The organism is Streptomyces sp. AA1529 (assembly GCF_000280905.1).
GTDB lineage: Bacteria > Actinomycetota > Actinomycetes > Streptomycetales > Streptomycetaceae > Streptomyces.
Genome location: NZ_ALAP01000075.1, coordinates 49,195 through 75,024, shown reverse-complemented (window position 1 = coordinate 75,024; position 25,830 = coordinate 49,195). Strand labels below are relative to the sequence as shown.

The 25,830-nt window shown below is 73.0% G+C and carries 18 protein-coding genes; 2 read left to right on the top strand and 16 right to left on the bottom strand.

Going from position 1 to position 25,830, the window contains the following annotated elements; translation table 11 throughout:
* Nucleotides 1–5 precede the first annotated feature (5 nt).
* From A949_RS0121775 to proB, 4 genes are all read right to left on the bottom strand, one after another.
* Nucleotides 6–668 (bottom strand): SCO2584 family spore wall biosynthesis protein, encoded by a 663-nt coding sequence (locus A949_RS0121775; RefSeq protein WP_019358151.1) that lies wholly within the window; start codon nucleotides 666–668, stop codon nucleotides 6–8.
* Nucleotides 669–739: 71 nt separating this feature from the next.
* Nucleotides 740–2,029 (bottom strand): glutamate-5-semialdehyde dehydrogenase, encoded by a 1,290-nt coding sequence (locus A949_RS0121770; RefSeq protein ID WP_019358150.1) that lies wholly within the window; start codon nucleotides 2,027–2,029, stop codon nucleotides 740–742.
* Nucleotides 2,030–2,112: 83 nt separating this feature from the next.
* On the bottom strand, nucleotides 2,113–2,652 hold the full coding sequence (locus tag A949_RS0121765) for a hypothetical protein (RefSeq protein ID WP_430523579.1): 540 nt from the start codon (nucleotides 2,650–2,652) through the stop codon (nucleotides 2,113–2,115).
* 110 nt (nucleotides 2,653–2,762) lie between these two features.
* The gene (proB, locus tag A949_RS0121760; protein WP_051019583.1) at nucleotides 2,763–3,947 is read right to left on the bottom strand and encodes a glutamate 5-kinase; all 1,185 of its coding nucleotides are present in this window, start codon (nucleotides 3,945–3,947) and stop codon (nucleotides 2,763–2,765) included.
* A 374-nt stretch (nucleotides 3,948–4,321) separates the two neighbouring features.
* On the opposite strand from proB, the gene A949_RS0121755 reads away from it, so the two are divergent.
* Nucleotides 4,322–6,412 (top strand): hypothetical protein, encoded by a 2,091-nt coding sequence (locus A949_RS0121755; RefSeq protein WP_019358147.1) that lies wholly within the window; start codon nucleotides 4,322–4,324, stop codon nucleotides 6,410–6,412.
* A gap of 322 nt (nucleotides 6,413–6,734) precedes the next feature.
* Nucleotides 6,735–7,985, top strand: coding sequence for a phospholipase D-like domain-containing protein (locus A949_RS0121750; RefSeq protein WP_019358146.1), 1,251 nt, complete (start codon nucleotides 6,735–6,737; stop codon nucleotides 7,983–7,985).
* Between the two features lie 148 nt (nucleotides 7,986–8,133).
* Here A949_RS0121750 and obgE read toward each other — a convergent pair whose 3' ends face one another.
* The 12 genes from obgE to ndk all read right to left on the bottom strand — a co-directional run bounded on the left by obgE (nucleotide 8,134) and on the right by ndk (nucleotide 25,707).
* A complete protein-coding gene (gene obgE / locus A949_RS0121745) occupies nucleotides 8,134–9,573 on the bottom strand; it encodes a GTPase ObgE (protein ID WP_019358145.1) in 1,440 nt (479 codons plus the stop codon).
* A 223-nt stretch (nucleotides 9,574–9,796) separates the two neighbouring features.
* A complete protein-coding gene (gene rpmA, locus A949_RS0121740; RefSeq protein WP_019358144.1) occupies nucleotides 9,797–10,054 on the bottom strand; it encodes a 50S ribosomal protein L27 in 258 nt (85 codons plus the stop codon).
* 13 nt (nucleotides 10,055–10,067) lie between these two features.
* Nucleotides 10,068–10,391 (bottom strand): 50S ribosomal protein L21, encoded by a 324-nt coding sequence (rplU, locus tag A949_RS0121735; RefSeq protein WP_019358143.1) that lies wholly within the window; start codon nucleotides 10,389–10,391, stop codon nucleotides 10,068–10,070.
* A 255-nt stretch (nucleotides 10,392–10,646) separates the two neighbouring features.
* Nucleotides 10,647–15,005, bottom strand: a complete 4,359-nt coding sequence (locus tag A949_RS0121730; RefSeq protein WP_019358142.1) for a ribonuclease E/G — start codon at nucleotides 15,003–15,005, stop codon at nucleotides 10,647–10,649.
* Between the two features lie 246 nt (nucleotides 15,006–15,251).
* A complete protein-coding gene (locus A949_RS0121725; RefSeq protein WP_019358141.1) occupies nucleotides 15,252–16,049 on the bottom strand; it encodes a TIGR03936 family radical SAM-associated protein in 798 nt (265 codons plus the stop codon).
* A gap of 421 nt (nucleotides 16,050–16,470) precedes the next feature.
* Nucleotides 16,471–18,396, bottom strand: a complete 1,926-nt coding sequence (locus tag A949_RS0121720; protein ID WP_019358140.1) for a TIGR03960 family B12-binding radical SAM protein — start codon at nucleotides 18,394–18,396, stop codon at nucleotides 16,471–16,473.
* 159 nt (nucleotides 18,397–18,555) lie between these two features.
* Nucleotides 18,556–19,755, bottom strand: a complete 1,200-nt coding sequence (gene rodA, locus A949_RS0121715) for a rod shape-determining protein RodA (protein WP_019358139.1) — start codon at nucleotides 19,753–19,755, stop codon at nucleotides 18,556–18,558.
* Nucleotides 19,752–22,055, bottom strand: a complete 2,304-nt coding sequence (mrdA, locus tag A949_RS0121710; protein WP_019358138.1) for a penicillin-binding protein 2 — start codon at nucleotides 22,053–22,055, stop codon at nucleotides 19,752–19,754. Before mrdA ends, rodA begins: the two co-directional genes overlap by 4 nt.
* A gap of 139 nt (nucleotides 22,056–22,194) precedes the next feature.
* Nucleotides 22,195–22,929, bottom strand: coding sequence for a rod shape-determining protein MreD (gene mreD, locus A949_RS0121705; protein WP_037707205.1), 735 nt, complete (start codon nucleotides 22,927–22,929; stop codon nucleotides 22,195–22,197).
* Between the two features lie 23 nt (nucleotides 22,930–22,952).
* Complete coding sequence (gene mreC, locus A949_RS0121700) at nucleotides 22,953–23,888, bottom strand: rod shape-determining protein MreC (RefSeq protein ID WP_019358136.1); 936 nt, start codon at nucleotides 23,886–23,888, stop codon at nucleotides 22,953–22,955.
* 127 nt (nucleotides 23,889–24,015) lie between these two features.
* Nucleotides 24,016–25,035, bottom strand: coding sequence for a rod shape-determining protein (locus tag A949_RS0121695; protein WP_026004902.1), 1,020 nt, complete (start codon nucleotides 25,033–25,035; stop codon nucleotides 24,016–24,018).
* A gap of 258 nt (nucleotides 25,036–25,293) precedes the next feature.
* A complete protein-coding gene (gene ndk, locus A949_RS0121690; RefSeq protein WP_019358134.1) occupies nucleotides 25,294–25,707 on the bottom strand; it encodes a nucleoside-diphosphate kinase in 414 nt (137 codons plus the stop codon).
* Nucleotides 25,708–25,830: the final 123 nt, after the last annotated feature.

Sequence of the window (25,830 nt, the reverse complement as noted above, 5' to 3'; positions counted from 1 at the left end):
GCCCGTCAGCCGCCGGGCGGCTCCACGGCGGGGACGGGGGAGACCGCGCCCGGGCCGTCCCGGTCCACGCCCGTGGTGGCGGGCGGCGGGGTCGGATCCTGGCGCTGGTCGGAGGTGCCCCGGTAGACGGCGGAGAAGGCGAGCGCCACCATCCCGATGCCCATCACCACGGCGAGCACCCAGGCGACCGGCCGCTGCCACTCGCGGTGGCCGCGGTAGGGGCGCGGCCCCTGGTACGGCACCGGGCGGCGGTGGGCCCGGTACCCGAAGTCGGAGCCGTGCTCATGGCCCGGCTCCGGTTCCGGCGGGCCGCCCTCGTACTCCACCCGGTACTCGGAGCGGTCGAAGCGGCCCTCGTCGTCGTCCGGATCGTCGTCGAAGTCACCGTCGAAGGGGTCGTCCGCCTCCGCGAACTCCTCGTGCGGGATCTCGCCCTCGCCGCGGGGATGGCCGAAGCCGTCCTCGACGCCGCGGAAGGGCTCGCTCTCCGCGCGCGACCGGTCGGAGGCGAGTATCCGTTCGGCCGCGCTCGGTTCGTGCACCTCGGCGGCGCGTACGAAGTCCTCGTCGAGCACCACGGAGGCGAACTCGTCGTCCGCTGCCCCGCGGTCGCGGTACTCGGGCTCCTCGCCGTCCGGGAACGGCCCGCCCCCCACGTCGTCCGGCACGCCTTCCAGCGTAGACCTATGCGGTCAATTTGGGCAGGGCCGCCGGGAACCGGGCGGAAAATCGGTGCCGTTCAGCCGCGGACGTGCCCGTCCCCGGTGACGACGTACTTGGTGGAGGTGAGTTCGGGCAGGCCCATGGGCCCCCGCGCGTGCAGTTTCTGGGTGGAGATCCCGATCTCGGCGCCGAAGCCGAACTGGGCCCCGTCGGTGAACCGGGTGGAGGCGTTCACCATCACGGCGGCGGAGTCGACCAGCGTGGTGAAGCGGCGGGCGGCCGCGGTGTCGGCCGTGACGATCGCCTCGGTGTGCCCGGAGGACCAGGCGCGGATGTGCTCGACGGCGGCGTCCAGGGAGGGCACCACGGCCGCCGCGATGTCGTAGGACAGGTACTCGCTCGCCCAGTCCTCGTCGGTCGCCGGCGCCACCGTCAGCCCGGCGGCCTCGGCCGCCGTCCGCCAGGCGGCGTCGCCGTGCACGGTGACGCCCGCCTCGGCGAGCGCTTCGAGGGCGCGCGGGAGGAAGGCGTCGGCGATCCCGGCGTGCACCAGGACGGTCTCGGCGGCGTTGCAGACGCTGGGGCGCTGGGCCTTGGAGTTGACGAGGATCGCGAGCGCGGTGTCGAGGTCGGCGTGCTCGTCGACGTAGACATGGCAGTTGCCGGTGCCGGTCTCGATGACGGGCACGGTCGACTGCTCCACCACGGTCCTGATCAGCGAGGCGCCGCCGCGCGGGATGAGCACGTCCACCAGGCCCCGGGCGCGCATCAGCTCGGTGACGCTCTCCCTGCTCTCGCCCGGCACCAACTGCACCACGTCCGCGGGGAGTCCGGCCTCGGCCACCGCGTCCCGGGCGACCGCGACCAGCGCCGAGTTCGAGGCGTGCGCGGAGGAGGAGCCACGCAGCAGCACGGCGTTGCCGGACTTGAGGCAGAGCGCCGCTGCGTCCACGGTGACGTTGGGGCGGGCCTCGTAGATGATCCCGACCACGCCCAGCGGCACCCGCACCTGGCGCAGCTCCAGCCCGTTGGGCAGCGTCGAGCCGCGCTGCACCTGGCCCACCGGGTCGGGCAGCGCGACGACGTCGCGCACGTCGGAGGCGATGGCCGCGACCCGCTCCGGGGTGAGCGTGAGCCGGTCGACGACGGACTCCGCCGTGCCGGCGGCGCGCGCCGCTGCGACGTCGTCGGCGTTGGCGGCCACGATCTCCGGGGTGCGGGCCGTGAGCGCGTCGGCGATCGCCAGGAGGGCGCGGTCACGGGTGGTACGGGGGGCCGGGGCGAGGTCGGCCGCCGCTGCCCGCGCACGGCGGGCCGCCTGGCGGACGGGGGTGTCCGGGGTCTCGGATGCGCTCATGGCGCGCATCGTAGCCGGGGCGGGCGCGAGGCGGCGCCGGTGTCTCAGCGGCGGCCGCACGCGCGGCGCCGCTGAGACACCGGCGCCGGGGGTCAGAACGGGTGCACGCCCATCCCGCTGACGAGCGGCGGGCCGCAGCCCTCGGCGACGCGCCGGCGGTGGGTCTCGCGTCCGATCACCTCGAGTCCCACGATCTCCCAGGGCGGCAGCCCCGCCGAGGACCGGTGCTCGCCCCACAGCCGCAGCGCGACGGCGGCGGCGTCGTGCAGGTCCTGGGCCTCCTCCCAGTAGCGGATCTCGGCGTGGTCGTCGGCGTAGCGGCTGGTGAGCAGGAACGGGTGGTCGTGCGCGAGCCGTTCGAGCGCGCGCCGTACGTCGCCCAGTGGCGCCTCGCGGCCGGCGACGTTGAGCGTGACGTGCCAGAGCCGGGAGCCGACTCGTTCCTCGGGCTGGGGGGAGGGCGCCGTTCCGACGCCGGCCAGTCGTCCCACCGGTGGCCTCCTGGAGTGGTGCTGGTGCTGCCCTGGTGTCTTCCGTGAGTGCTGCTGGTCTCGTTCCGTACGGCGGGCGGTACGCCGCGTGCACGTGCGGGTGCACGTGCTGCTCGCACCGCCCGAGTCAAAGTTGACCAGCCCGAGGGCGCGCGCGGGACGGTTTTGCGGAAGGTGTCCGTGGAAAGGCTGGACTTTTTCCCGGCCGCCCGAATGTGCCGCCCGAATCGGAGCCCGGCGGACAGCTCCGGTCAGCCGCGCAGCAGCACGAGGTCGTCCCGGTGCACGACCTCGCGCTCATAGGCAGGTCCCAGCTCACGGGCCAGCTCGTGGGTGGTGCGGCCCAGCAGCCGCGGCAGCTCCTTCGCGTCGAAGTTGACCAGCCCGCGCGCGACGGCCCGGCCCCGGCCGTCGCGCAGCTCGACCGGATCGCCCGCCGAGAAGTCGCCCTCCACCCCGGCGATCCCGGCGGGCAGCAGCGAGGTACGGCGGTCCACGACGGCCCGCACGGCACCGTCGTCCAGGGTGAGCGCCCCGGTGGGCGTGGAGGCGTGCGCGAGCCACAGCAGCCGGCCTGCGGCGCGTCGCCCGGTCGGATGGAAGTAGGTGCCGGTCTCCCGCCCGGCCAGCGCATCGGCGGCGTGCACGGCGGAGGTGAGCACCACCGGCACTCCGGCGCCCGCCGCGATGCCGGCCGCCTCCACCTTCGTGGCCATGCCGCCGGTGCCCACCCCCGCGCTGCCCGCGCTGCCGATGTCGATGCCCGCCAGATCGGCCGGGCCGCGCACCTGTGCGACCCGGCGGGCGCCGGGGGTGGTGGGGTTGCCGTCGTAGAGGCCGTCCACGTCCGAGAGCAGCACCAGCAGGTCGGCGCGGACCAGGTGGGCGACGAGCGCGGCGAGCCGGTCGTTGTCGCCGAACCGGATCTCGTCCGTGGCCACGGTGTCGTTCTCGTTGACGATCGGGACGGCGCCCATGGCCAGGAGCTGGTCCAGGGTGCGGTAGGCGTTCCGGTAGTGCGCCCGGCGGCTGGTGTCGTCCGAGGTCAGCAGCACCTGGCCGACCCGGCGGCCGTAGCGCGCGAAGGAGGCCGTGTAGCGGGCCACCAGCAGCCCCTGGCCGACGCTCGCCGCGGCCTGCTGCCGGGCCAGGTCCCGGGGACGCTTGGCCAGCCCCAGCGGCGCCAGTCCGGCCGCGATGGCACCCGAGGAGACCAGCACCGTCTCCCGCGGGGCCTGCCCGGGCTCGGCGTGCTGGGCACCGATGTGCTTGGCGAGCACGTCGACGAGAGCATCCACCCGGTCGGCGTCCAGTCCGCCCGCCGCGGTGGTCAGCGAGGAGGAGCCGACCTTGACGACCACGCGGCGCGCCTCCCGCACCGCCTTGCGGGCGGCCTGCCCGCTCTCCGCCGCCGGCCCGGCCGGTCCCGGGGGCACCGCCGTGCCCGGTGCGCCCTCGGCGGCGCCCGCCGCGTGCCCTGTTCCGCTGTCTCGTGCCACGCCCGTACGTACCCCTCGCGCCTGTGCCGCCGCGGCGGGACGCACGGCTCCGCGGGGCGACGGGTGCGCCCGGTGGAGCCGTGACCGCCGTGCTCTCGGGTCGCAATCTACGTCAGCGCCGGTCCGGGCCGCTCATCCGTTTCACGCGACGGACGCGTGAGGATGGTTACGTTTGACCAGGTAAGCGCCCATCCCGCGGCGTCGAAGATTGTCACTTGACCCACGGGCGTCATACCGTCAGGGGTCGACCTCGGCCACCGCCACCGGCCACCCCCTTCGCAGACCCTCTCTCCATGCCAGGAGCCCAGCCCGTGCCCTCTGCCGGACTCGCCACACGACGCGCCGTCCAGCTCGCGGCCCTGCTCGCGCTCGCGGTGTTCTACACCGTGCAGCTCGCCGGAGCACTGCTGCCGAACGTGCCCGTCTTCGTCGCCGCCTCGCTGGCGGGACTCGCTCTCGACCTGTACCTGACACACCAGCAGCCGGGGCTGCTGGCGCTGCTGGGGAAGGTCCGTTTCGATGTCACCACGCGGCAGCTCCTCCGCGACATGCTGGTGATCATCGGCCTGGTCCGGATCCCGGAGGTACCGCCGGACATAGAGCGTCCGCTCACCCTGCTGCTGCTGGCCTCCTACGCCGCGCACTTCCTGTGCCAGGCGGTGGCCCAGCTCGTGCGCCGCACCCGCACCCTGCCGGTCGTCACGCGCAACATCGACACCTCGTCGCTCGACCTCACCCACGCGCCGTCCCGGCTGCTGGCCCGCCAGCCCAGCCGCAGGCTGCTGCGCTTCTCCATCCCCGGCACCCTGGGCCTGACGCTCAGCGCGAGCCTGGCGGTGGAGGAATGGGGGCTCATCGGCGTGAGCTGCACCCTGCTGCTCTCCCTGAGCAGCGCCTTCTACCTGGCCACCTGGCTGCTGCCGAAGAAGCGCTCCAAGAGCGAGCAGGAGGTGATGGCCTGGCTGGACGCGTGGCTGGCACGGTACAAGCCGACCACGGGGATGTACTTCTCGGGCGGGACGACGTCGGCGTACCAGGCGAACATGTGGCTCTCGACGCTGGCGGAGCTGGAGGGGCGGCCGCTGATCGTGCTGCGGGAGCGGTTCATGGTGCAGAAGATCGACGCCACCGACGTCCCGATCGTCTGCATCCCCAAGGTCTCCCATCTGATGCACCTGGAGCACTCCACCCTCAAGGTGCTGCTGCACCCGGCCAACTCCGGCAAGACCTCCCAGGTCCTGCGGATCCCCACGCTCAAGCACGCCTTCATCAACCACGGCGAGTCCGACAAGCTCTCCTCCTGCAACCCCTACGCCAAGGCCTACGACCAGGTGTGGGTCGCCGGGGAAGCCGCCCGCGAGCGCTACCAGCTCGCCGAGGTCGGCGTGGACGACAAGGACGTCGTCGAGGTCGGCCGCCCCCAGCTCACCCCCATCCGGCACGCCGACGAGCACACCGCCCCCCGGGACGGGTACACCACGGTGCTCTACGCCCCCACCTGGGAGGGCTGGGACGGCAACCCGGGCAACACCTCGGTGCGGCTGGCCGGCGAGAACATCGTCAAGGCACTGCTGGCCGACCCGAAGGTGCGACTGCTGTACAAACCGCACCCGATGACCGGCTCGGTCGACCCGCGCGCCGGCGCAGCCGACCAGCGCATCCGCACCCTGATCACCCAGGCGAACGCGGCCCGCAACGGCCCGCGCCGCGGTGCGGAGGCCGCTGCCGAGCTGGAGCGGCGCACCGCGGAGCTGGACCGGCTCTCCACCACGGCGTTCCGCGCCAGCGCGGACGAGATGGAGCGGATGAAGATCCAGGGCAGGCCCGAGGAGGGCAACGCCGAACGGGTGCGCGCGGCGACCGAGGCGTGGGAGGCGGCCTACTGGGCGTCCTTCCCCGACTGGGAGCACCAGATCATCGACGGCCCGCGGCCGGGGATCTTCACCTGCTTCAACCAGGCCGACCTGCTCGTCTCGGACGTCTCCTCGGTGGTCTCGGACTACCTCACCAGCGAGAAGCCGTACGCGGTCGCCAACACCAGCGGGATGACCGAGGACGAGTTCCGGGGCACCTTCCCCACCGTGCGGGCCGGCACGGTGCTCAGCCCCGACGCGCACCAGCTCCCGGCGCTGCTGGAGTCGGTGCGCGACCCGGAGAAGGACACCATGGCGCGGGCCCGCCGGGAGCTGAAGACCCATCTGCTGGGCCCCTCCGACCCGCCCTCGCGGGTCCGCTTCAACGCGGCCGCACTGGAGCTGGCGGCCGAGGCCGAGGCGCGCAACGTGCGCGTCGCGCGGCGCACGGCGGAGATCCCCGGGCAGCGCGAGCTCCAGGAGGCCGCCGAGGAGGCCGAGCTGGAGGCGCCGGGCACGGCGGATCCGGAGGACGCGGTCTCGACCTGAGCCGCCGGCCGCCGGCGGCGCGCCGGGCCGGCTCGCGGGGCTGATCCCGCATCCGGCAACCGCGTATCCGGCACTGCCACCCCTACGGGTGGCGCAGGGACAGGACACCGGCGCACAGGAGCGCGGAACGGTGCGGGGCCCCGAGAGGAGTTCACCTCTCGGGGCCCTTCCGTCTCTCGGTACCCCACTCATCACATCAGCACCAGAAGGTGGCTCAATGCCCTGAAAGCGGCGCCCGTACGTCCCTACGCTCGCTGGCGGCCCGGCCCGCAACCCCGCACCATCCGCCGGACCTCGCACCACCAGCCAGGAGGGGACGCACGTGACACACCCGAGAGCCGCCGCAGCACCACTCGCCCTGCTCCTCTGCGCGGGGCTGCACCTCGCCGCTCCCGCCCCCGCGGCGGCCGCCCCGCCGGGCACCGGGCCGGTTTTCAACCAGCCCAACGGAACGGCCGCGCAGCAACGCGCCATCCGCAGCGACCTGCTGGCCCGGATCAAAGCCGCGGCCCCCGGCTCCACGATCAAGGTCGCCCTGTACCACTTCTGGGACGCCGAGATGGCGCGCGCGCTGGCCGCGGCCCACACCGCGGCCGGGCGGCGCGTGCGGGTCCGGGTACTGCTGGACGAGTCCAGCGTGAGCGCGATGCCCTCCAGCACCTCCTACGGCATCCTCCGCAAGGCGCTGGGCACCGACCGGTCCAAGCACTCCTTCGTCGCGCTCTGCCCCGAGGGGAAGTCCTGCCTGGGCAGGCCCGGCGCCGGCCCGTCCATCGCGCACAACAAGTTCTGGCTCTTCTCGCACACCGGCGGCTTACGGAACGTCGTCGTACAGACCTCCTCGAACCTGTCCACCGGCAGCTACACCAAGTTCTGGAACGACGCGCTGGTCGTGTCGCAGGCCCGCCTCCACGCGGCCTACAGCCGGTACTTCGACACCGCCGCGGCGGCCGACTGGCGCGACTGGCGCTACACCCGCACCGCTGCCGCCCCGTACACCGGCTACTTCTTCCCCCGGCCGGACGGCGGCGACACCGTGCGCGCCCTCCTGGACAACGTCACCTGCCGCTGGAGCGACGCCCGCGGCAGCCATCGCACCAGCGTCCGGCTGGCCATGTTCAAACTCACCCGGCAGGGCGTCGCCGACAAGCTCGCCGAACTGCAACGACAGGGCTGCGCCGTGGACATCGTCTACGCCGAGAGCGACAGCGCGGACAGCACCGGCTCCCCCGGCACCTGGGAGGCGCTGCACGCGCCCGGCGGTCCGGCCGTGCGCTGCCTGCACTACGACGACGACGGCGATCCCGCGACCTCGCGGGAGGTCGTCCACTCCAAGACGCTGCTGATCTCCGGCCGCTACGCGGGGGCCGCCGCCGCCCTGGTGTGGACCGGCAGCCACAACTACTCGGGCCCGGCCCTGACCAAGAACGACGAGACCCTGCTGAAGGTCGACGATCCGGCGGTGCACGACGCCTACCTGCGCCGGTTCCTGCGGCTGCGGGCCGCGGCCCGCCCCGGGCTCGCCGACGACACCCCCCGCTGCAAGGGCGTGAGCCCGCAGCCGGAGGACTGACGGCGCACCCGCGGGACGGCGGGGGCGGGAGGGCCCGGCCGTCCCCGCGGGGTGCCGGTGCCCCGGCCGGTGTGCCCCGTGCCCCGGTGCCGCAGGCCGGGGGAACCGCCCTGACGGCCGCGCGCCGCTGACGGCCGCGGCCGGTCCCTCACTCGAAGGGGTCGAAGTCCTCGTAGGCGCCCAGGGCTTCGTCCCGCTCCGCCTCACGGTCCCGGCGGCGTTGCGCGGCCGGACGGGGCGCGTCCATGCGCTGGTCCTCGCCCCGGCGGCCGAGCATCTCGGCGCCGGTGACCATGGTGGGCTCCCAGTCGAAGACCACGGCGTTCTCCTCGTCGCCGATCGCGACGCCGTCGCCCTCGCGGGCCCCCGCCTTCCACAGCTCGTCCTCGACACCGAGGCGGGCGAGCCGGTCGGCGAGGTAGCCGACCGCCTCGTCGTTGTTGAAGTCGGTCTGCCGCACCCAGCGTTCGGGCTTCTCCCCGCGCACCCGGAAGAAGCCGTCCTCGATCCGGGTCACCGTGAAGCCCGCGTCGTCGACGGCCTTGGGGCGGATGACGACCCGGGTGGACTCCTGCACCGGACGTGCCGCACGCGCCTCGTCCACCAGACCGGCCAGCGCGTACGACAGTTCCTTGAGCCCCTGTCGCGAGACGGCGGAGACCTCCAGGACGGGGAGGCCGCGCTCCTCCAGATCGGGCCGGATGATGTCGGCCAGGTCCTTGCCCTCGGGGATGTCGGTCTTGTTGAGGACGACGACCCGCGGCCGGTCCTCCAGACCGCCGTAGCGGGCCAGCTCCGCCTCGATCACGTCCAGGTCGGAGACGGGGTCGCGGTCGTTCTCCAGCGTGGCGCAGTCCAGCACATGGACCAGCACGGAGCAGCGCTCGACGTGCCGCAGGAACTCCAGGCCGAGGCCCTTGCCCTCGCTGGCGCCGGGGATCAGCCCCGGCACGTCCGCGATGGTGAAGACCGATCCCCCGGCGGTGACCACACCGAGGTTGGGCACCAGCGTCGTGAAGGGGTAGTCGGCGATCTTCGGCTTGGCCGCGGAGAGCACCGAGATCAGCGAGGACTTGCCCGCGCTCGGGTAGCCGACCAGCGCGACGTCCGCGACCGTCTTCAGCTCCAGGACGACGTCCCGGGTCTCGCCGGGCTCGCCCAGCAGCGCGAAGCCGGGCGCCTTGCGCCGGGCGGAGGCCAGCGCCGCGTTGCCGAGTCCGCCGCGGCCCGCCCGGCCCGCGACGAAGGTGGTGCCGGCGCCGACCATGTCGGCCAGCACCTCGCCGTGCCGGTCGAGGACGACGGTGCCGTCCGGTACCGGCAGCACCAGGTCCTTGCCGTCCTGTCCCGAGCGGTGCCCGCCCTCACCGGGCCGGCCGTTGGTGGCCTTGCGGTGCGGGCTGTGGTGGTAGTCCAGCAGGGTGGTCACGTCCGGGTCGACGACGAACACCACGTCACCGCCGCGGCCGCCGTTGCCGCCGTCGGGGCCGCCCAGCGGCTTGAACTTCTCCCGGTGCACGGAGGCGCAGCCGTGCCCACCGCTGCCCGCGGCGACATGCAGCTCGACGCGGTCCACGAAGGTGGTCATAGGGGGTGCCTCCAAGGCGTGCTCTGGGGTGGTGGTGCCGCGGCTCCGTGCGAGCCCCGTCGCGTGGGAACGCTGTTCGCGTCCCGACGCCGTCCCGGTCCGGGGGGCTTCCGCCGAGGGGCCCGGTCCGAACGCGCCGAGGGCGGACCCGCTTCCGGTGCGCAGACCGCGCGCACGGGAGAAGGAGTCCGCCCTCGGTGTGGAGAGTGTGCCGTCCGGCTGCTTACTGAGCGGCCGGGACGACGTTCACGACCTTGCGGCCGCGGTGGGTGCCGAACTGCACCGCACCCGCGTCCAGCGCGAACAGGGTGTCGTCGCCGCCGCGGCCGACGCCCGAGCCCGGGTGGAAGTGGGTGCCGCGCTGGCGGACCAGGATCTCACCCGCGTTGACGACCTGACCGCCGAAGCGCTTCACGCCGAGGTACTGCGGGTTGGAGTCGCGACCGTTCCGAGTGGACGATGCGCCCTTCTTGTGTGCCATCTCTCCTCAGTCCTTACTTCTTGGCCGGGGCGGGGATGTCGGTGACCTTCAGCGCGGTGTGGAGCTGGCGGTGACCGATGCGCTTCTTGTACCCGGTCTTGTTCTTGTACTTCTGGATCCGGATCTTGTCGCCCTTGTGGTGGTCCACCACCTCGGCCTGGACCTTCACGCCCGCCAGGACCCAGGGGTCGCTGGTGACCGCGTCACCGTCGACGACGAGCAGGGTCGAGAGCTCGACGCTGTCGCCGACCTTGCTCTCGGAAATACGGTCAACCTCGATGACGTCGCCCACAGAGACCTTCTGCTGGCGCCCGCCGGTGCGCACGATCGCGTACACGCGGAACTCTCTCTCGCTCGTGTCGGGACTCCTGACGCCAGCCGCCCGTCCGCGCCGGAGCGCGGAACTGATCCGGAAGGATTGAGCGGCCTCTCCCGGGAACCGAACGGAACCGGGAGGGATGTGCTCAGGAGCAGCGTGCCCTGGTCAGGACACGCCGATGGTCAAGGGTACCCCATACGGACCTGGAGGTCCGACGGTGTCCCCTCTCCACCGCGGGCGGGGAGGGCCGTCCCCTCCCCGCCCGCCCACGGGTCACTCCTCGGAGGCGGAGGCGGAGACCGAGGCCCCGCCTTCCTGCTCGGCCGCGGCCGTCCTCTTGGTGGCCGTCTTCTTGGCGGTCTTCTTGGCGGTCTTCTTCGCCGCCGCCTTGCCGGCCGCCTTCTCCGCCGACTTGGCGGGCTTCTCGGCCGCCTTGTCCGCCTTCTCGGCCGCCTTGTCCGCCGTCTTCTCCGCCGACTTGGCCGCCGTCTTCTTCGCGGCGGTCTTCTTGGCCGCCGCCTTCTTCGCCGGGGTCTTCTTGGCCGCCTTCTTCGCGGCGGCCTTCTTCGCCGGAGCCGCGGCCTCCTCCTCCGGGGCGGTGGCGGTGACCGTGCGGGTCACCCGCCGCCGCGGGCGAACCGGAGCGGCCTCCGTGACGACCTCGCCGACCGCCGGCTCGGGCTCGGCGGCAGCGACCGGTGCGGCCGCCTCGTCCGCCGCGACGACCAGCACGGCGGCCGTGTCGTCACCCGTGCGGGGCGCACCGGCGGGCGCGCTCGCCTTGCGCGTCGCCCGGCGGCGGGGCCGGGCAGCGGGCTCCGGTGCCGCTTCCGCCGCGGCGGGCTCGGCCGGGGCCGCGGGCTCCGCCGGGGCCGGAGCGGACTCGACCGCAGCAGGCCGGGCTTCCGGCTCCGGTGCCGCGGGCTCGACCACCTCGGCGGCCCGGGCAGGCTCGCCGCCGGTCCGGGGCGCACCCGCGGGGGCGCTCGCCTTCCGGCTGCCGCGCCGCCGCGTACGTCCTCCGCGTGCCGCGGCCGCGGCGGCCTCCGCCTCGGCGGCGCTGCTGAAGAGCTCCTCGTCCGGCACGAACTCCACCGGTACCGGCGCGGTGAGGTCGGCCGCCTCGGCAGCCGCCTCGGAGGGCTCCACCGCGGCGGCGGCCGGAGCGGTGGCGGGCGAGGGCTCGGGCTGCGTCTCCGCGGCCTGCCGGTCGCCGGTCTTCGGCTCCGCCTTGCCCTCCCCCTTGCCTTCCGCCCTGGCCTCGCTCCTGCTGTCGCCCTTCTTGCCCTTCTTGCCCTTCTTGCCGCCGCCACCGGCGGCCACGGCCTGATCCAGGTGCACGATGACGCCGCGCCCGTTGCAGTGCACGCACTGCTCGGAGAACGACTCCAACAGCCCCTGGCCGACCCGCTTGCGGGTCATCTGCACCAGGCCCAGCGAGGTGACCTCCGCCACCTGGTGCTTGGTGCGGTCCCGGCCCAGGCACTCCAGCAGCCGGCGCAGCACCAGATCGCGGTTGGACTCCAGGACCATGTCGATGAAGTCGATCACGATGATGCCGCCGAGGTCGCGCAGCCGCAGCTGGCGCACGATCTCCTCGGCCGCCTCCAGGTTGTTCCTGGTGACCGTCTCCTCCAGGTTTCCGCCCTGGCCGGTGAACTTCCCGGTGTTGACGTCGACGACGATCATCGCCTCGGTCCGGTCGATCACCAGCGAGCCGCCGCTGGGCAGCCACACCTTGCGGTCCAGCGCCTTGGCGAGCTGCTCGTCGATGCGGTACGTGGCGAAGACGTCCACGTCCGACGTCCACTTCTGCAGCCGGTCGCTCAGATCGGGAGCCACGTGCGAGACATAGCCGTGGATGGTCTCCCACGCCTCGGCACCGCTGACGATGACCTTGGAGAAGTCCTCGTTGAAGATGTCGCGCACCACACGGACGGTCATGTCCGGCTCGCCGTAGAGCAGCGTGGGCGCGTTGCCCTTCTGGGACTTCTTCCGGATCTCCTCCCACTGGGCCTGCAACCGCTCGACGTCGCGGCGCAGCTCGTCCTCGCTGGCGCCCTCGGCCGCCGTGCGCACGATCACACCGGCGCCCTCGGGCACGACCCGCTTGAGGATCTGCTTGAGCCGCGAGCGCTCGGTGTCGGGGAGCTTGCGGCTGATGCCCGTCATGGAGCCCTCGGGCACATAGACCAGGTAGCGGCCCGGCAGCGAGACCTGGCTGGTCAGCCGGGCGCCCTTGTGGCCGATCGGGTCCTTGGTGACCTGCACCAGCACCGACTGGCCCGACTTGAGCGCGGTCTCGATCCGGCGCGGGCCGTTCGCCATGCCCAGCGCCTCGAAGTTGACCTCGCCCGCGTACAGCACGGCGTTGCGGCCCTTGCCGATGTCGACGAACGCGGCCTCCATCGACGGCAGCACGTTCTGCACCTTGCCGAGGTAGACATTGCCGACGTACGAGGTCGACTGCTCCTTGTTCACGAAGTGCTCGACCAGCACGTCGTCCTCGAGGACGGCGATCTGGGTACGCTCCCCGCTCTGCCGGACGACCATCTCCCGCTTGACGGCCTCGCGGCGGGCCAGGAACTCCGCCTCGGTGATGATCGGCACCCGCCGGCGGCCCTGCTCACGGCCCTCGCGGCGGCGCTGCTTCTTGGCCTCCAGCCGGGTGGAGCCCTTGATGGCCTGCACCTCGTCGGTCGGCTCGTCCTTCTTCTTCCGCGGCTCGCGGACCTTGACGACGGTGCGCTCGGGGTCGTCCTGGGTGGCGGGCTCGTTCCCGGAACCGTCCGCGTCACCGGACCGGCGGCGGCGCCGGCGACGGCGCCGCGAGCTGCTGCTGGAGCCGCCCGAGGAGCCGGCCTCGCCCTCGTCGCCCTCGGCGGCATCCGCTCCGGCCGGCTCGGCCGCCGCGGACTCCTCCGCGGGCCCGGAGCGGTCCTCCCGCTCCTCACCCTCGGTGCCCTCGGACTGCTCGGCGCCCTCGCCGCGGCGCCGACGGCGTCCACCCCTGCGGCGGCGGCGCGCAGGGCGGTCCTCGCCGCGGGCGCCCTCCTGCTCCTCGTCCTCGGCACTCTCCGAACCCTCGGACTGCTGGTCGGCGGTGTCGCGGTCCTGCTCGTCCCGGGTGGCGGGCTGCTGCTCACCGGAGTCCGCGCGGCGGCGCCGACGCCGGGTGGGCTGCGTCTCCTCGCGGTCCGCGCCCTCGTCCTCCGGCTCCTCCTGCGACCGGGCCTCCGCACGGCGCTCCGCCTCCGCCGCCGCGGCGGCGGACTGCGGAGTCTGGAAGGCGGGCTCGGTGAAGACGGGCGGCTGGAACATCGCCACCGGCGGCGCGGCCCGCTTCCGGCGGCCGGCGCGGCCCTCGGACTTCCCGGCGGCCTCGGACTTCTCCGCGGCCTCGGACTTCCCCTCGGCGGCCGGCTTCCCGTCGGCCTGCGGCGCGGCGGACTCCTCCGACGCCTCGGCGGCCTTGGCCGCCTCGCTCTTCCGGCTCGTCCTGGCCGGCTTGCCGCCCTCGGCCGCCCGGCCGGAGCCGGCGGAGCCCTCGGACTCGGCCGGGCCGGCGGGGCTCTGCTCCGCCTCGGCGTCGGGCGCGGAACCGGCGCGCGTCGCCCGGCGCCGGGTGCGCGCGGCGGGCGCGGACTCGGCCGGGGTCTCGGCGGCGGCCTCCGCGGGCGTCCCGGTCTGCGACTCGGCCCCGGACTCGGCGGCCCCGGACTCGACGGCCGCGGTCTTGCGAGTGCTCGCGCGGCGGCGGCTGCGCGGCTTGGGCTCGGCGGCTTCCGCCCCGGCCGCACCGGAGTCGTCCGTTCCGGCACCCCGTGCGGGCGCTGCGGACTCCGCGGTCCCGGCGCCCTCCGCGGACTCGGCGGCGGCCGCCGTCTCCCGGCTGCTCCGGCGGCGGGCCGTCGCGGGCTTCTCCTGCTCGGCCGCCTCGGCACCTTCGGCAGACCGGCGGCTGGTGGCGCGGCGGCGGGTACGGGGCTTCGGCTCCTCGGCGTCAGCACTCGCCCCGGCGACGGCCGCGGGCTCGGCCTCGGCTGCCGGAGCGGGCGCGCCGGCGGGCGCGGTGGCCTTGCGGGTGGCGCGGCGGCGGCCCCCGGCCTTCGGCGGCTCGGTGCCGACCTCGACAGTGCCGCCCGCGGCCTCCGGCTGCGCGGCGGGTGCGGTCTGCTCGGCGGCCTCCGGCTGCGCGGCCGGCTCGGCCGGAGCCGGTGATCCGGCGGGCGCGCTGGCCTTGCGGGTGGCGCGGCGGCGCGGCCGGGCGGCCGGAGCGGGGGTCTCGCCGGAGTCGTCCCGGGTCCCGGCGTCCTGCGGACCGCCGGCGGCACTGTCCTGCACGGGCGACGGCCGGTCACCGGCGTCCCCGGCGGGCGGAGCGGGCGGCCCCGCGGGGCGGCTGGCGGCGCGCCGGCGGCGCGGCGGCAGTGTGTCGCTCGGTGTGCTGAGGGCGCCACCGGCGGTCTCGGGTGCCCCGGCGGTTCCGCCGCCGACGGTGCTGCCGCGGTCGGCGACCGATCCGCCGGAGGGACCGGCGGCACCGGGGACGGTGGCCTCGGAGGCTTCCGCGGAGGCGGCGGCTCCGGCTGTGGGCGCCGCCGATTCGTTGGATTCGGTTGGTTCAAGCATGCGGGCGGTTCTCCCGTCACGCTCCCGGGCGCCGCGCTCGTGGGGTCCGGGGCGGCTCACCCTGGGGTGGGCCGCTCTCCGGGGCGCGGGCGCCGCACGGGAGCTGTCGTGTCACTCGCCGGTTCCGGCCCTTGTCCGGCCCGGCTACGGCGAAAGTCTGCTGGTCTGTGCGTTCGCCTGCCGTACGGCTGCCCGGGTGGCTCCCTGGCGTGCGTCGTCGGCGGCGGCGCGGCTTCGGCGGCTGCCCTACGCGGTGCCGCCCGGCACCGTCGCGGCGCTGGAAACCCCTGAGCCGATGGGCTCCGGAAGCGCGTCGCGGTCAGGTGCGAACGGGTCGGTCACCGTGCCGGTCTCCTCATCGAGCGGCCCCTGCGCCAGCCTGGTCACCGCTGCGGGGACCGGCGGCGCCAGGTCGGCCGTAGCGCGGAGACCGGACAGGACGTCGTCGGGTCGTACGGCAGGTGTCACGTGTCGTACTACCAGGCGCAGTATCGCACAGGCCCCCTCGCCCGGCCTATCGGTGCCGGTGGCGGTGTCAGCCCCGGCGGGCCGCGCGGTGGCGGTCAGCGAGCGGACGGCGGCCCGGGCGTCGAAGGAGCGGACGCCCTTCTTGGTCCGCCGCTGCACCTCGACGGTCTCCGCGGCCAGGAAGGCCGCCACCGCCTGCTGCGCCTGTGCCGGGGAGACGCCGTCGAGCCGGATCTCCCACACGGAGGCCTGGAGCCGGTCGCTGAAGTCGGAGCCGTGCGCCTCGGCCACGTCGACCAGGTCGAGACCGTCGGGCATGCACGCGTCGAGCTGGGCGCGCAGTTCCTCGGGGTCCCGGTGCCGGACGAGGCCGATCTCCAGGTACTCCGCCTCGCTGCCGGTGCCGGTGGGGGCGGCGTTCGCGTAGCTGACCTTGGGGTGCGGGGTGAAACCGGCGGAGTACGCCATGGGCACCTCCGCGCGGCGCAGGGCCCGCTCGAAGGCGCGCTGGAAGTCGCGGTGGCTGGTGAACCGAAGGCGGCCCCGCTTCGTGTAGCGCAGGCGGAGGCGCTGCACGGCAGGTGCGGGCGGCGGGCCTTCGGGCTGTCGCTTGCCCAGTGGTTCTCTCCTCGGTGCCGGGCGTCGCGCGAGGCGCGGCCGCCCTCGTCTGACGGATGTGTCCTGTGCGTCGTGTACGGAGGCGGAAGTCCGCACGCGCCGCCGCGGTGACGCCCCCGGGTGGCGGGGCCGTCACCCGCGGCCGCCGGGCGCGTCCGGCGGGCCGGGCCCGGGCTTCGTCCGGGCCGCCGGCTCCGGAGGCCCGGGTCCGTGCGGATGATCCTGCCGCCCAGGGTACGCGGCTGCCCCGCGGCGACGGCCGCCGCTCCGTCGGACGGGGCCTCCCGGGCGGGTGCAGCGGGCCCTGCCAGGTCCGGACGGACACACCGAGTCCCCGGCCCGCCCCGGGCGGGCCGGAGCGGGCCCGAGCGGAGCCGGGCTACTGCACCACGGTCAGCGGCAGCAGCTTCTTGCCCGTCGGGCCGATCTGGATCTCCGTGTCCATCTGAGGACACACTCCGCAGTCGAAGCAGGGATCCCAGCGGCAGTCCGGGACCTCGGTCTCGTCGAGGGCGTCCTGCCAGTCCTCCCAGAGCCAGTCCTTGTCCAGGCCGGAGTCGAGGTGGTCCCAGGGGAGCACCTCCTCGTAGGAGCGCTCGCGGGTGGTGTACCAGTCGACGTCGACGTCCGCGCCGCGCAGCGCCTCGGCGGCCGACTCCATCCACAGGTCGTAGGAGAAGTACTCGCGCCAGCCGTCGAACCGGCCGCCGCGCTCGTAGACCTCGCGGATCACCGCGCCGAGGCGGCGGTCGCCGCGGGAGAGCAGGCCCTCGACGATGCCGGGCTTGCCGTCGTGGTAGCGGAACCCGATGGAGCGGCCGTACTTCTTGTCCGCGCGGATCGCGTCGCGCAGCTTGGCCAGCCGCGCGTCGGTCTCCTCGGGCGAGAGCTGCGGTGCCCACTGGAAGGGGGTGTGCGGCTTGGGGACGAAGCCGCCGATGGAGACGGTGCAGCGGATGTCGTTGGACCCGGCGACCTCGCGGCCCTTGGCGATGACGCGGGTGGCCATGTCGGCGATCTGCAGGACGTCCTCGTCGGTCTCGGTGGGCAGCCCGCACATGAAGTAGAGCTTCACCTGGCGCCAGCCGTTGCCGTAGGCGGTGGCGACGGTGCGGATCAGGTCCTCCTCGGAGACCATCTTGTTGATGACCTTGCGGATGCGCTCGCTGCCGCCCTCGGGGGCGAAGGTGAGGCCGGAGCGGCGCCCGTTGCGGGTCAGCTCGTTGGCCAGGTCGATGTTGAAGGCGTCCACCCGGGTGGAGGGCAGGGACAGGCCGACCTTGTCCTCCTCGTAGCGGTTGGCGAGGCCCTTGGCGACGTCGCCGATCTCGCTGTGGTCGGCGGAGGAGAGGGAGAGGAGTCCCACCTCCTCGAATCCGGTGTTCTTCAGGCCCTTGTCGACCATCTCGCCGATGCCGGTGATGGAGCGCTCCCGGACCGGGCGGGTGATCATGCCCGCCTGGCAGAAGCGGCAGCCGCGGGTGCAGCCGCGGAAGATCTCCACCGACATCCGCTCGTGGACGGTCTCGGCGAGCGGGACCAGCGGCTGCTTGGGATAGGGCCACTCGTCCAGGTCCATCACGGTGTGCTTGCTCACCCGCCACGGGACGCCGGAGCGGTTCGGCACGACGCGGGAGATCCGGCCGTCGGCCAGGTACTCGACGTCGTAGAAGCGCGGCACGTACACGCCGCCGGTCTTCGCGAGCCGCAGCAGCAGCTCGTCCCGGCCGCCGGGGCGTCCCTCGGCCTTCCAGGCCCGGATGATCTCGGTGACCTCCAGCACGGCCTGCTCGCCGTCACCGATCACCGCGACGTCCAGGAAGTCGGCGACGGGCTCCGGGTTGAACGCGGCGTGGCCGCCCGCCATCACGATCGGGTGGTCCTCGGTGCGGTCCCGGGCGTGCAGCGGGACGCCGGAGAGGTCGAGGGCGGTGAGCAGGTTGGTGTAGCCCAGCTCGGTGGAGAAGGAGACGCCGAGCACGTCGAAGGCGCCGACGGGGCGGTGCGCGTCGACGGTGAACTGCGGGACGTCGTGCTCCCGCATCAGCTTCTCCAGGTCCGGCCAGACGCTGTAGGTGCGCTCGGCCAGCACGCCCTCGCGTTCGTTGAGCACCTCGTAGAGGATCATGACGCCCTGGTTGGGCAGACCGACCTCGTAGGCGTCCGGGTACATCAGCGCCCAGCGGACGTCCGTCGCGTCCCAGTCCTTGACGGTGGAGTTCAGCTCACCGCCCACGTACTGGATCGGCTTCTGGACGTGCGGGAGGAGGGCCTCTAGCTGGGGGAAGACCGACTCGACGGGCATCTGGGGCGCGCTTTCGTACGGAGGACAGGGCCAGTCGTCCAGAGTAACGGTTGGGCCGGGCCGTCCGGATGGCCGTGCGCCCGCATCGCTGTGCGCGGCCGCCGGGAGGGGCGGCGCACAGCGGTGCGGGCGGGGTTGCGGCGCGCGGCGGGGCCGCGGCTACGCCGCTATCGGGCGTTGGGTGCGGATCGACTGCAGCAGTCCGACGGCGATCCAGACCGCGAACATGGACGTGCCGCCGTAGGAGACGAACGGCAGCGGCAGGCCGGCCACCGGCATGATGCCGAGCGTCATGCCGATGTTCTCGAACGCCTGGAAGGCGAACCAGGCGATCACGCCGGCCGCGACGATGGTGCTGTACAGCTCGGTCGACTCCCGGGCGATCCGGCAGGCGCGCCAGATGAGCACGCCCAGCAGCACGAGGATCAGCCCGCCGCCCACGAAGCCGAGTTCCTCGCCCGCGACGGTGAAGACGAAGTCCGTCTGCTGCTCGGGGACGAACTGGCCGGTGGTCTGGGTGCCCTCGAAGAGTCCCTTGCCGGTGAGGCCGCCGGAGCCGATGGCGATGCGGGCCTGGTTGGTGTTGTAGCCGACGCCCGCCGGGTCGAGTGCCGGGTTGGCGAACGCGGCGAACCGGTTGATCTGGTACTCGTCCAGCAGGCCGAGCGCCCACACCAGCACCGCTCCCCCGGCTCCGGCCAGGCACAGTCCGATGACCCAGCGGTTGGAGGCGCCGGAGGCGAGCAGGACGGCGAGCACGATGACGACGAGCACCATCACCGAGCCGAGGTCCGGCATGGCCAGGATGACCGCGATGGGCAGGGCCGCCATGCCGAGCGCGTGCAGCACGGTGCGGTGGTCGGGGTGGTCCTGGTCGCCCGCGTCGACTTTGGCGGCCAGCAGCATGGCCATCCCGAGGATCACCGTGATCTTGATGAACTCGGCGGGCTGGACGGTGAAGCCGCCGCCGAGGTTCAGCCAGGCGCGCGACCCGTTGATAGTGGCGCCGAGCGGGGTGAGGACGCAGAGCGCCAGCAGCACGGTGAGGCCGTAGAGCACGGGTACGGCGCTGCGGAGCCTGCGGTGGCCGAGCCAGACGGTGCCGATCATCAGCGCGATGCCGATGCCCATGCTGATGACGTGCCGGACGAGGAAGTACCGCGGGTCGCCCTGGTTGAGTTCGGTGCGGTTGCGGGTGGCGGAGTAGACGAGCAGCGATCCGATGATCGCGAGGGCGACCCCGGCGAGCAGGATGACCCAGTCCATCCGCCACACGAGGGAGTCCCGTGCGGTCAGCCGGTCCCAGGCCGAGCGGCGGCGCGGTCCGTAGCCGCCGAGTGCGAACGTCCGGCTGGTCATGGGCGGTCACCTCCGGCGGACTCGCGGGTTGCGCCGGCCTGCTGGGCGCCGTCCCGGCGGCGCTGCTGCTGTTCGCCCTCGTTGCGTGCGGCCTCGCCCTCGCGCCGGGTCTCGGGGGTCTCGCCGGGCGGCGCGGTGGAGGGGCCCTGGCCGGACGGCGAGGCGGAGGGGCTCTTGGAGGGGTCGGGCCGCTTGTCGCGCTGGGCGACGATGGCGCCGTCCTTGTCGATCTTCGGCAGCTTGGTCTGCGGCTTGGGCAGCAGGGCCCGCTTCTTGTCGATGCCGCCGTCGGAGCCGACGCCGTACATGGCGTTGTAGATCTCGCGCACGGCGGGGCCGGAGGCGCCGGAGCCGGTGCCGCCCTGGGAGATGGTCATGACGACGGTGAAGTCGTCGGTGTAGGTGGCCAGCCAGGAGGTGGTCTGCTTGCCGGCGACCTCGGCGGTACCGGTCTTGGCCCGGATCTTGATCTTGTTCTGCGGCCAGCCGGCCTCGCCGAACCGCCAGGCCGCCGTGCCGTGGGTGGCGACGCCCTGGAGACCCTTGTCGATCTTGCTGAGGGTCTTGCCGCTCACCGGCAGCTTGCCGTGCGCGTGCGGCTCGATCTCCTTGACGGACTTGCCGTCGGGGCTGACGACGGCCTTGCCGATGGTGGGGTCGTGCAGGGTGCCGCCGTTGCCGAGCGCCGCGTAGATCGTGGCCATCTGGATCGGGGTGACCAGGGTGTCGCCCTGGCCGATGGAGTAGTTGACGCTGTCACCGGCCCGCATCTTCATTCCGGAGACGCAGTTCTCCTTGGCGATCTTCTCGGCGTAGCTGGGGTCGTCGCCGGCGTTGTCGGCCTGCTTGCACCAGGCGTCCTTGTTGGCCTTCCAGTAGTCCTTCTTCCACTGGCGGTCCGGGACGCGGCCCTCGACCTCGTTGGGGATGTCGATGCCGGTCTTCTCGCCGAGGCCGAACTGGTGGGCGGTCTTGTAGAACCAGTCCTTCGCACCCTTCTCGGGCAGGTTCCCGCCGTCCTTCTTCCACTCCTTGTAGGCGAGACGGTAGAAGACGGTGTCGCAGGAGACCTCCAGCGCGCGGCCGAGGTTGATGCCGCCGAAGCTCTCGGACTCGAAGTTCTTGAAGACCTGGCCGCCCACCTCGAAGTCCGAGGAGCAGTTGTAGCGGCCGTCGAACGGGTAGCCGGCCTTGACGGCCGCGGAGGTGGAGATGACCTTGAAGATGGAGCCCGGCGCCGCCAGGCCCTGGATCGCGCGGTTGAGCAGCGGGTAGTTGGACTTCTTCCCGGTGAGCTTCGCGTACTCCTTGCCGGAGATGCCGCCGACCCAGGAGTTGGGGTCGTACTCGGGGTTGGAGGCCATGGAGACGACCCGGCCCGTCTTGTTCTCCATCACCACGACGGCGCCCGCGTCGGCCTTGTAGTTGCGGCCGGTGTTCTTGTCGAACTTCTTGCGGGCGTCCTTCATCGCCTTGTCGAGCTGCTTCTCGGCCACGGCCTGGAGCCGCGAGTCGATCGAGGTGATCAGGTTCGAGCCGGGACGGGCCTTGTCGCGCTCGGCCTCGCCCATCACGCGGCCGAGGTTGTCCACCTCGTAGCGGGTGACGCCCGAGGAGCCGCGCAGTTCGCTGTCGTAGGACCGCTCCAGGCCGTTGCGGCCGACCTCGTCGGAGGCCAGGAACGGCGAGTCGGTGTCCTTGGCCTTCTCGATCTCGTCGTCGGTGACGGGCGAGAGGTAGCCGAGCACCTGCGAGGTGTTGGCGCCGTGCGGGGCCGGGTAGCGCCGGACGGCCTCCGGCTCGGCGGTGATCCCGGGGAAGTCCTCCGAACGCTCCCGGATCTGCAGGGCCTGCTTGGGCTCGGCATCGTCGGTGACCGGGATCGGCTGGTAGGGGGAGCCGTTCCAGCACGGCTGCGGGGTCTCCGCGTTGCAGAGCCGCACCTTCTCCTTGACCGTCTTGGGCGACATGCCCAGGACCTTGGCGAGCCGTTCCAGGACGGCCTCGCCGTCGTCGTCCTGCTTCATCAGCTCGGTGCGGGAGGCCGAGACCACCAGGCGGGTCTCGTTGTCGGCGATGGGCACGCCCCGCGCGTCCAGGATCGAGCCGCGGGTGGCGGGTTGGACGACCTGCTGGACGTGGTTGCCCTTGGCCTCCTTCTGGTATTCGTCGCCGTTGCGGATCTGGAGATACCACAGTCGGCCGCCCAGCGTCAGCAGCAGCGACAGCACCAGGATCTGGATGGCGACCAGCCGGATGGTGACGCGGGAGGAGCGGCCGGTCTCGGGAATGTTGGTCACGGCGCGCAACGCCTCCTCGAAGGGCGGTGGTCGGGCCGGTGGTCGTGGCCGGCGGACGCCGGGCGGGAAGCCGGAGGGAAGGCCGGGGGACGAGCCGGCGGGAAGGCCGGGGCGGGAGCCGGGTGGGAAGGAGCGCGCCTCACAGCCGCTTGACCCCCTTGATCTTCCCGGTCCTGCCGCGGCCGCCGAGGTTGACGGCCTTGTTGCGCGAGGTCCGCTTGCCGGTCTTGAGCCCCTTGCCGCCCTTGCCGAACACGCTGCCGCTGCCGCTCTTGCCGAACACCCCGCCGCCGAGCCGGGCGTCCAGGCTCCCGCCGGAGGTGAGCCAGCCGTAGGCGCGCATCCCGCCGTCCGCGCTGCCGCCGCCGGGTTCGGCCCCGATCGGGTCCTTCTCGCCGCGCCGCGCCAGGGACATGACCAGCGGAACCACGAAGGGTGCCAGCAGCAGGTCGTAGAGGGTCGCGGTGAGCAGCATTCCGCCGATTCCGTCGAGGCGGGCCACGGTGTCCCCGACCAGGGCGCCGACCCCGGCGTACAGCAGGGTGGAGCCGATGGCGGCGGAGGCGACGACGAGCATCGGCACGGTGGCCGAGCGGTGCTGCCCGCCCTCCGGCTTGGTCAGCCCGGCGGCGTAGCCGATCAGGCAGAGCACCAGCGCATAGCGGCCCACCGCGTGGTCGGCGGGTGGGGCGATGTCGGCCAGCAGTCCGGCGGCGAAGCCCACCAGGGCGCCGGCGGTGTGGCCGTAGACCAGTGCGAGGCCCAGGACGACGAGCAGCAGCACATCGGGCACGGCGCCGGGAAGCTGCAGTCTGGCCAGCACGGTGACCTGCAGCATCAGGGCGACGACCACGAGAGCGGCCGAGAGCAGCATCCGGTTGAGGAGGTGCACGGGGATCAGCTCCTGGGCGAGGAGGTGGCGCCGGGCGTCTTGGTGACGGTCACGGTGGGGGCGGGCTTGGGCTTCGGGGGCTTCTTGGACTTGAGGACCTCGTCACGCGGGTCCTTGCGCGGCGGCTTGACGACGATGCCGACCACGTCCAGTCGGGTGAAGCCCACGTAGGGCCGCACCCGTACCGTCCGGGTGAGGTCGCCCTGATGCCGGTTGACCTTGGTGACCTCGCCGACCGGGACGCCGGGGACGAACGGCTTGTCGTCGCTGGAGCCGAAGGTGACCAGCCGGTCGCCCTTCTTCACCTTGGCCTTGCCGTTCAGGAGCTGGACGGAGAGCGCGTCCCCGCCGCGCCCGGTGGCGAAGCCCAGCTCGTTGCTCTTCTCCAGCCGGGTGCCGACGGTGAAGTCGGGGTCGTTGGCCAGCAGCACGGTGGAGCTGGAGGGCCCGACGGTGGTCAGCCGGCCGACCAGTCCGTCGCCGTTCAGCACGGTCATGTCCCGGCGCAGCCCGTCCTCCCGGCCCGCGTCGATGGTGACGGTCCAGGAGAACCCCTGGGCGGCGCCGATCGCGACGACCTGGGCGCCCTTGACGCCGTAGCCGCCCGCTCCGGCGGTCTTGAGGAGCTTGTCCAGTTCCTTGGCCCGGGCCCGGTTGCGGTCGCTGGAGCCGAGCTTCTGGCGCAGTGCCGCGTTCTCCTGCTCCAGTCGGCTGAGTCTGTCGTGGCGGGCACCCGAGTCGCGGACGGCGGCGACAGCGTTGCCGACGGGGTCGACGGCCGAGGCCATACCGTTCTCCAGCGGGCCGAAAACGGAGGCGGCGGACCGCCGCGCTCCGTCGAGCGGAGACTGCTCGCCCCCTCTGAGGTCCACCGTGATCAGTGCGAACGCGATGGCGATCAGCAGGACGAGCAGCAGCCGGCTTTCTCGTGTGTCCCTCACGTGCGGCGGCCGTGCCTTTCTGTGGGGCAGCCCCGCCTGGGCGGGGTGCATGGCGGGGGCCGCCACTGCGTTCGAACGACCCGCCGCGTGAACGGTCAGTTGGTGCGCACCGGCGCGCGCTCGGGGCTCAGCGGCGCGGCTGCGCGTCGAGCACCTGCTGGAGGGCCTCGAACTCCTCGACGCACTTGCCGGAGCCGAGCGCGACCGAGTCCAGCGGGTCCTCGGCGATGTGGATGGGCATCCCCGTCTCCCGGCGGAGCCGCTCGTCCAGACCGCGCAGCAGCGCGCCACCGCCGGTGAGCACGATGCCGCGGTCCATCACGTCGCCGGACAGCTCCGGCGGGCACTTGTCGAGGGTCGTCTTGACCGCGTCGACGATCGCGTTGACCGGCTCCTCGATGGCCCTGCGGACCTCGGCCGCGGAGATCACCACGGTCTTGGGGAGCCCGCTGACCAGGTCGCGGCCGCGGATCTCGGTGTGCTCGTCCTTGTCGAGGTCGTGCGCCGAGCCGATGGTGATCTTGATGCTCTCGGCGGTGCGTTCGCCGAGGAGGAGACTGTACTCCTTCTTGATGTGCTGGATGATCGCGTTGTCGAGCTCGTCACCCGCCACCCGGATGGACTGCGCGGTGACGATGCCGCCGAGCGAGATCACGGCGACCTCGGTGGTGCCGCCGCCGATGTCCACCACCATGTTGCCGGTCGCCTCGTGGACGGGCAGCCCGGAGCCGATCGCCGCGGCCATCGGCTCCTCGATGATGTGCACCTGGCGGGCACCCGCCTGGGTGGACGCCTCGATGACGGCGCGGCGCTCGACTCCGGTGATACCGGAGGGCACGCACACCACCACGCGGGGCCGGGCGAGATAGCGCCGCTTGTGGATCTTCAGAATGAAGTAGCGGAGCATCCGCTCGGTGATCTCGAAGTCGGCGATCACGCCGTCCTTCAGCGGCCTGACGGCCACGATGTTGCCAGGGGTGCGGCCGATCATCTTCTTCGCCTCGGCGCCGACCGCGAGGATTCCGCCGGTGTTGGTGTTGATCGCGACGACGGACGGCTCGTTGAGGACGATCCCGCGACCCCTGACGTACACCAGCGTGTTGGCGGTCCCGAGGTCGACAGCCATATCACGGCCGATGAACGACATATTGGTTCCCATGGATGCGTCTGGCCTTCCAAGTGGGGCGATGTGGTGTGCGGCTACGGAAGGATGTGGAGTACCTCGCCGGCATGCTCGAAACGCGAGGCTTCCATCGTAGACGCGGTTGCTCGAACACGTGGAGACGGTTCCTCCGCCATTGTCGGCGGAAGTCCGAACGGCCACCGTAATGGTGACGTCGTGTCGGAGCCGAGCCCCGGTCCATTCCGCCTCAGGCGGTCGATTCGGCGGCGGGCGAGGCCCGGCTCAGGAGAATCGGGGGAAGAAGATCTTCATCTCCCGCGCGGCCGACTCCTCCGAGTCCGAGGCGTGGATGAGATTCTCCCGCACAATGGTGCCGAAATCTCCGCGCACCGACCCGGCGGGGGCGGCGATCGGGTCCGTCGGCCCGGCCAGCGCCCGCACTCCCTCGATCACCCGTTCGCCCTCGACGACGGCGACGACGGACGGGCCGGAGGCCATGAACTCCATCAGCGGCTGGTAGAACGGGCGGCCCTCGTGCTCGGCGTAGTGCTGCTCCAGCGCGGCCCGCTCCAGCGTACGCAGCTCCATGGCCGCGATCGTCCACCCCGCCTTGCGCTCGATACGGCCGATGATCTCGCCCACCAGACCGCGTGCGACGGCATCGGGCTTGAGGATGACGAGGGTGCGCTGGGTCATGCGTGCGGCTCCTTGGCTGCGGTCGTACGGTGAGCAGAGGCTACCTGCGGCCCGCGGCCGCTCCGACGCCGGGGAGCACTTTTCCGCCGCCCGGGTGGCACCCGCCGCCTCGGCGGGTGCCAC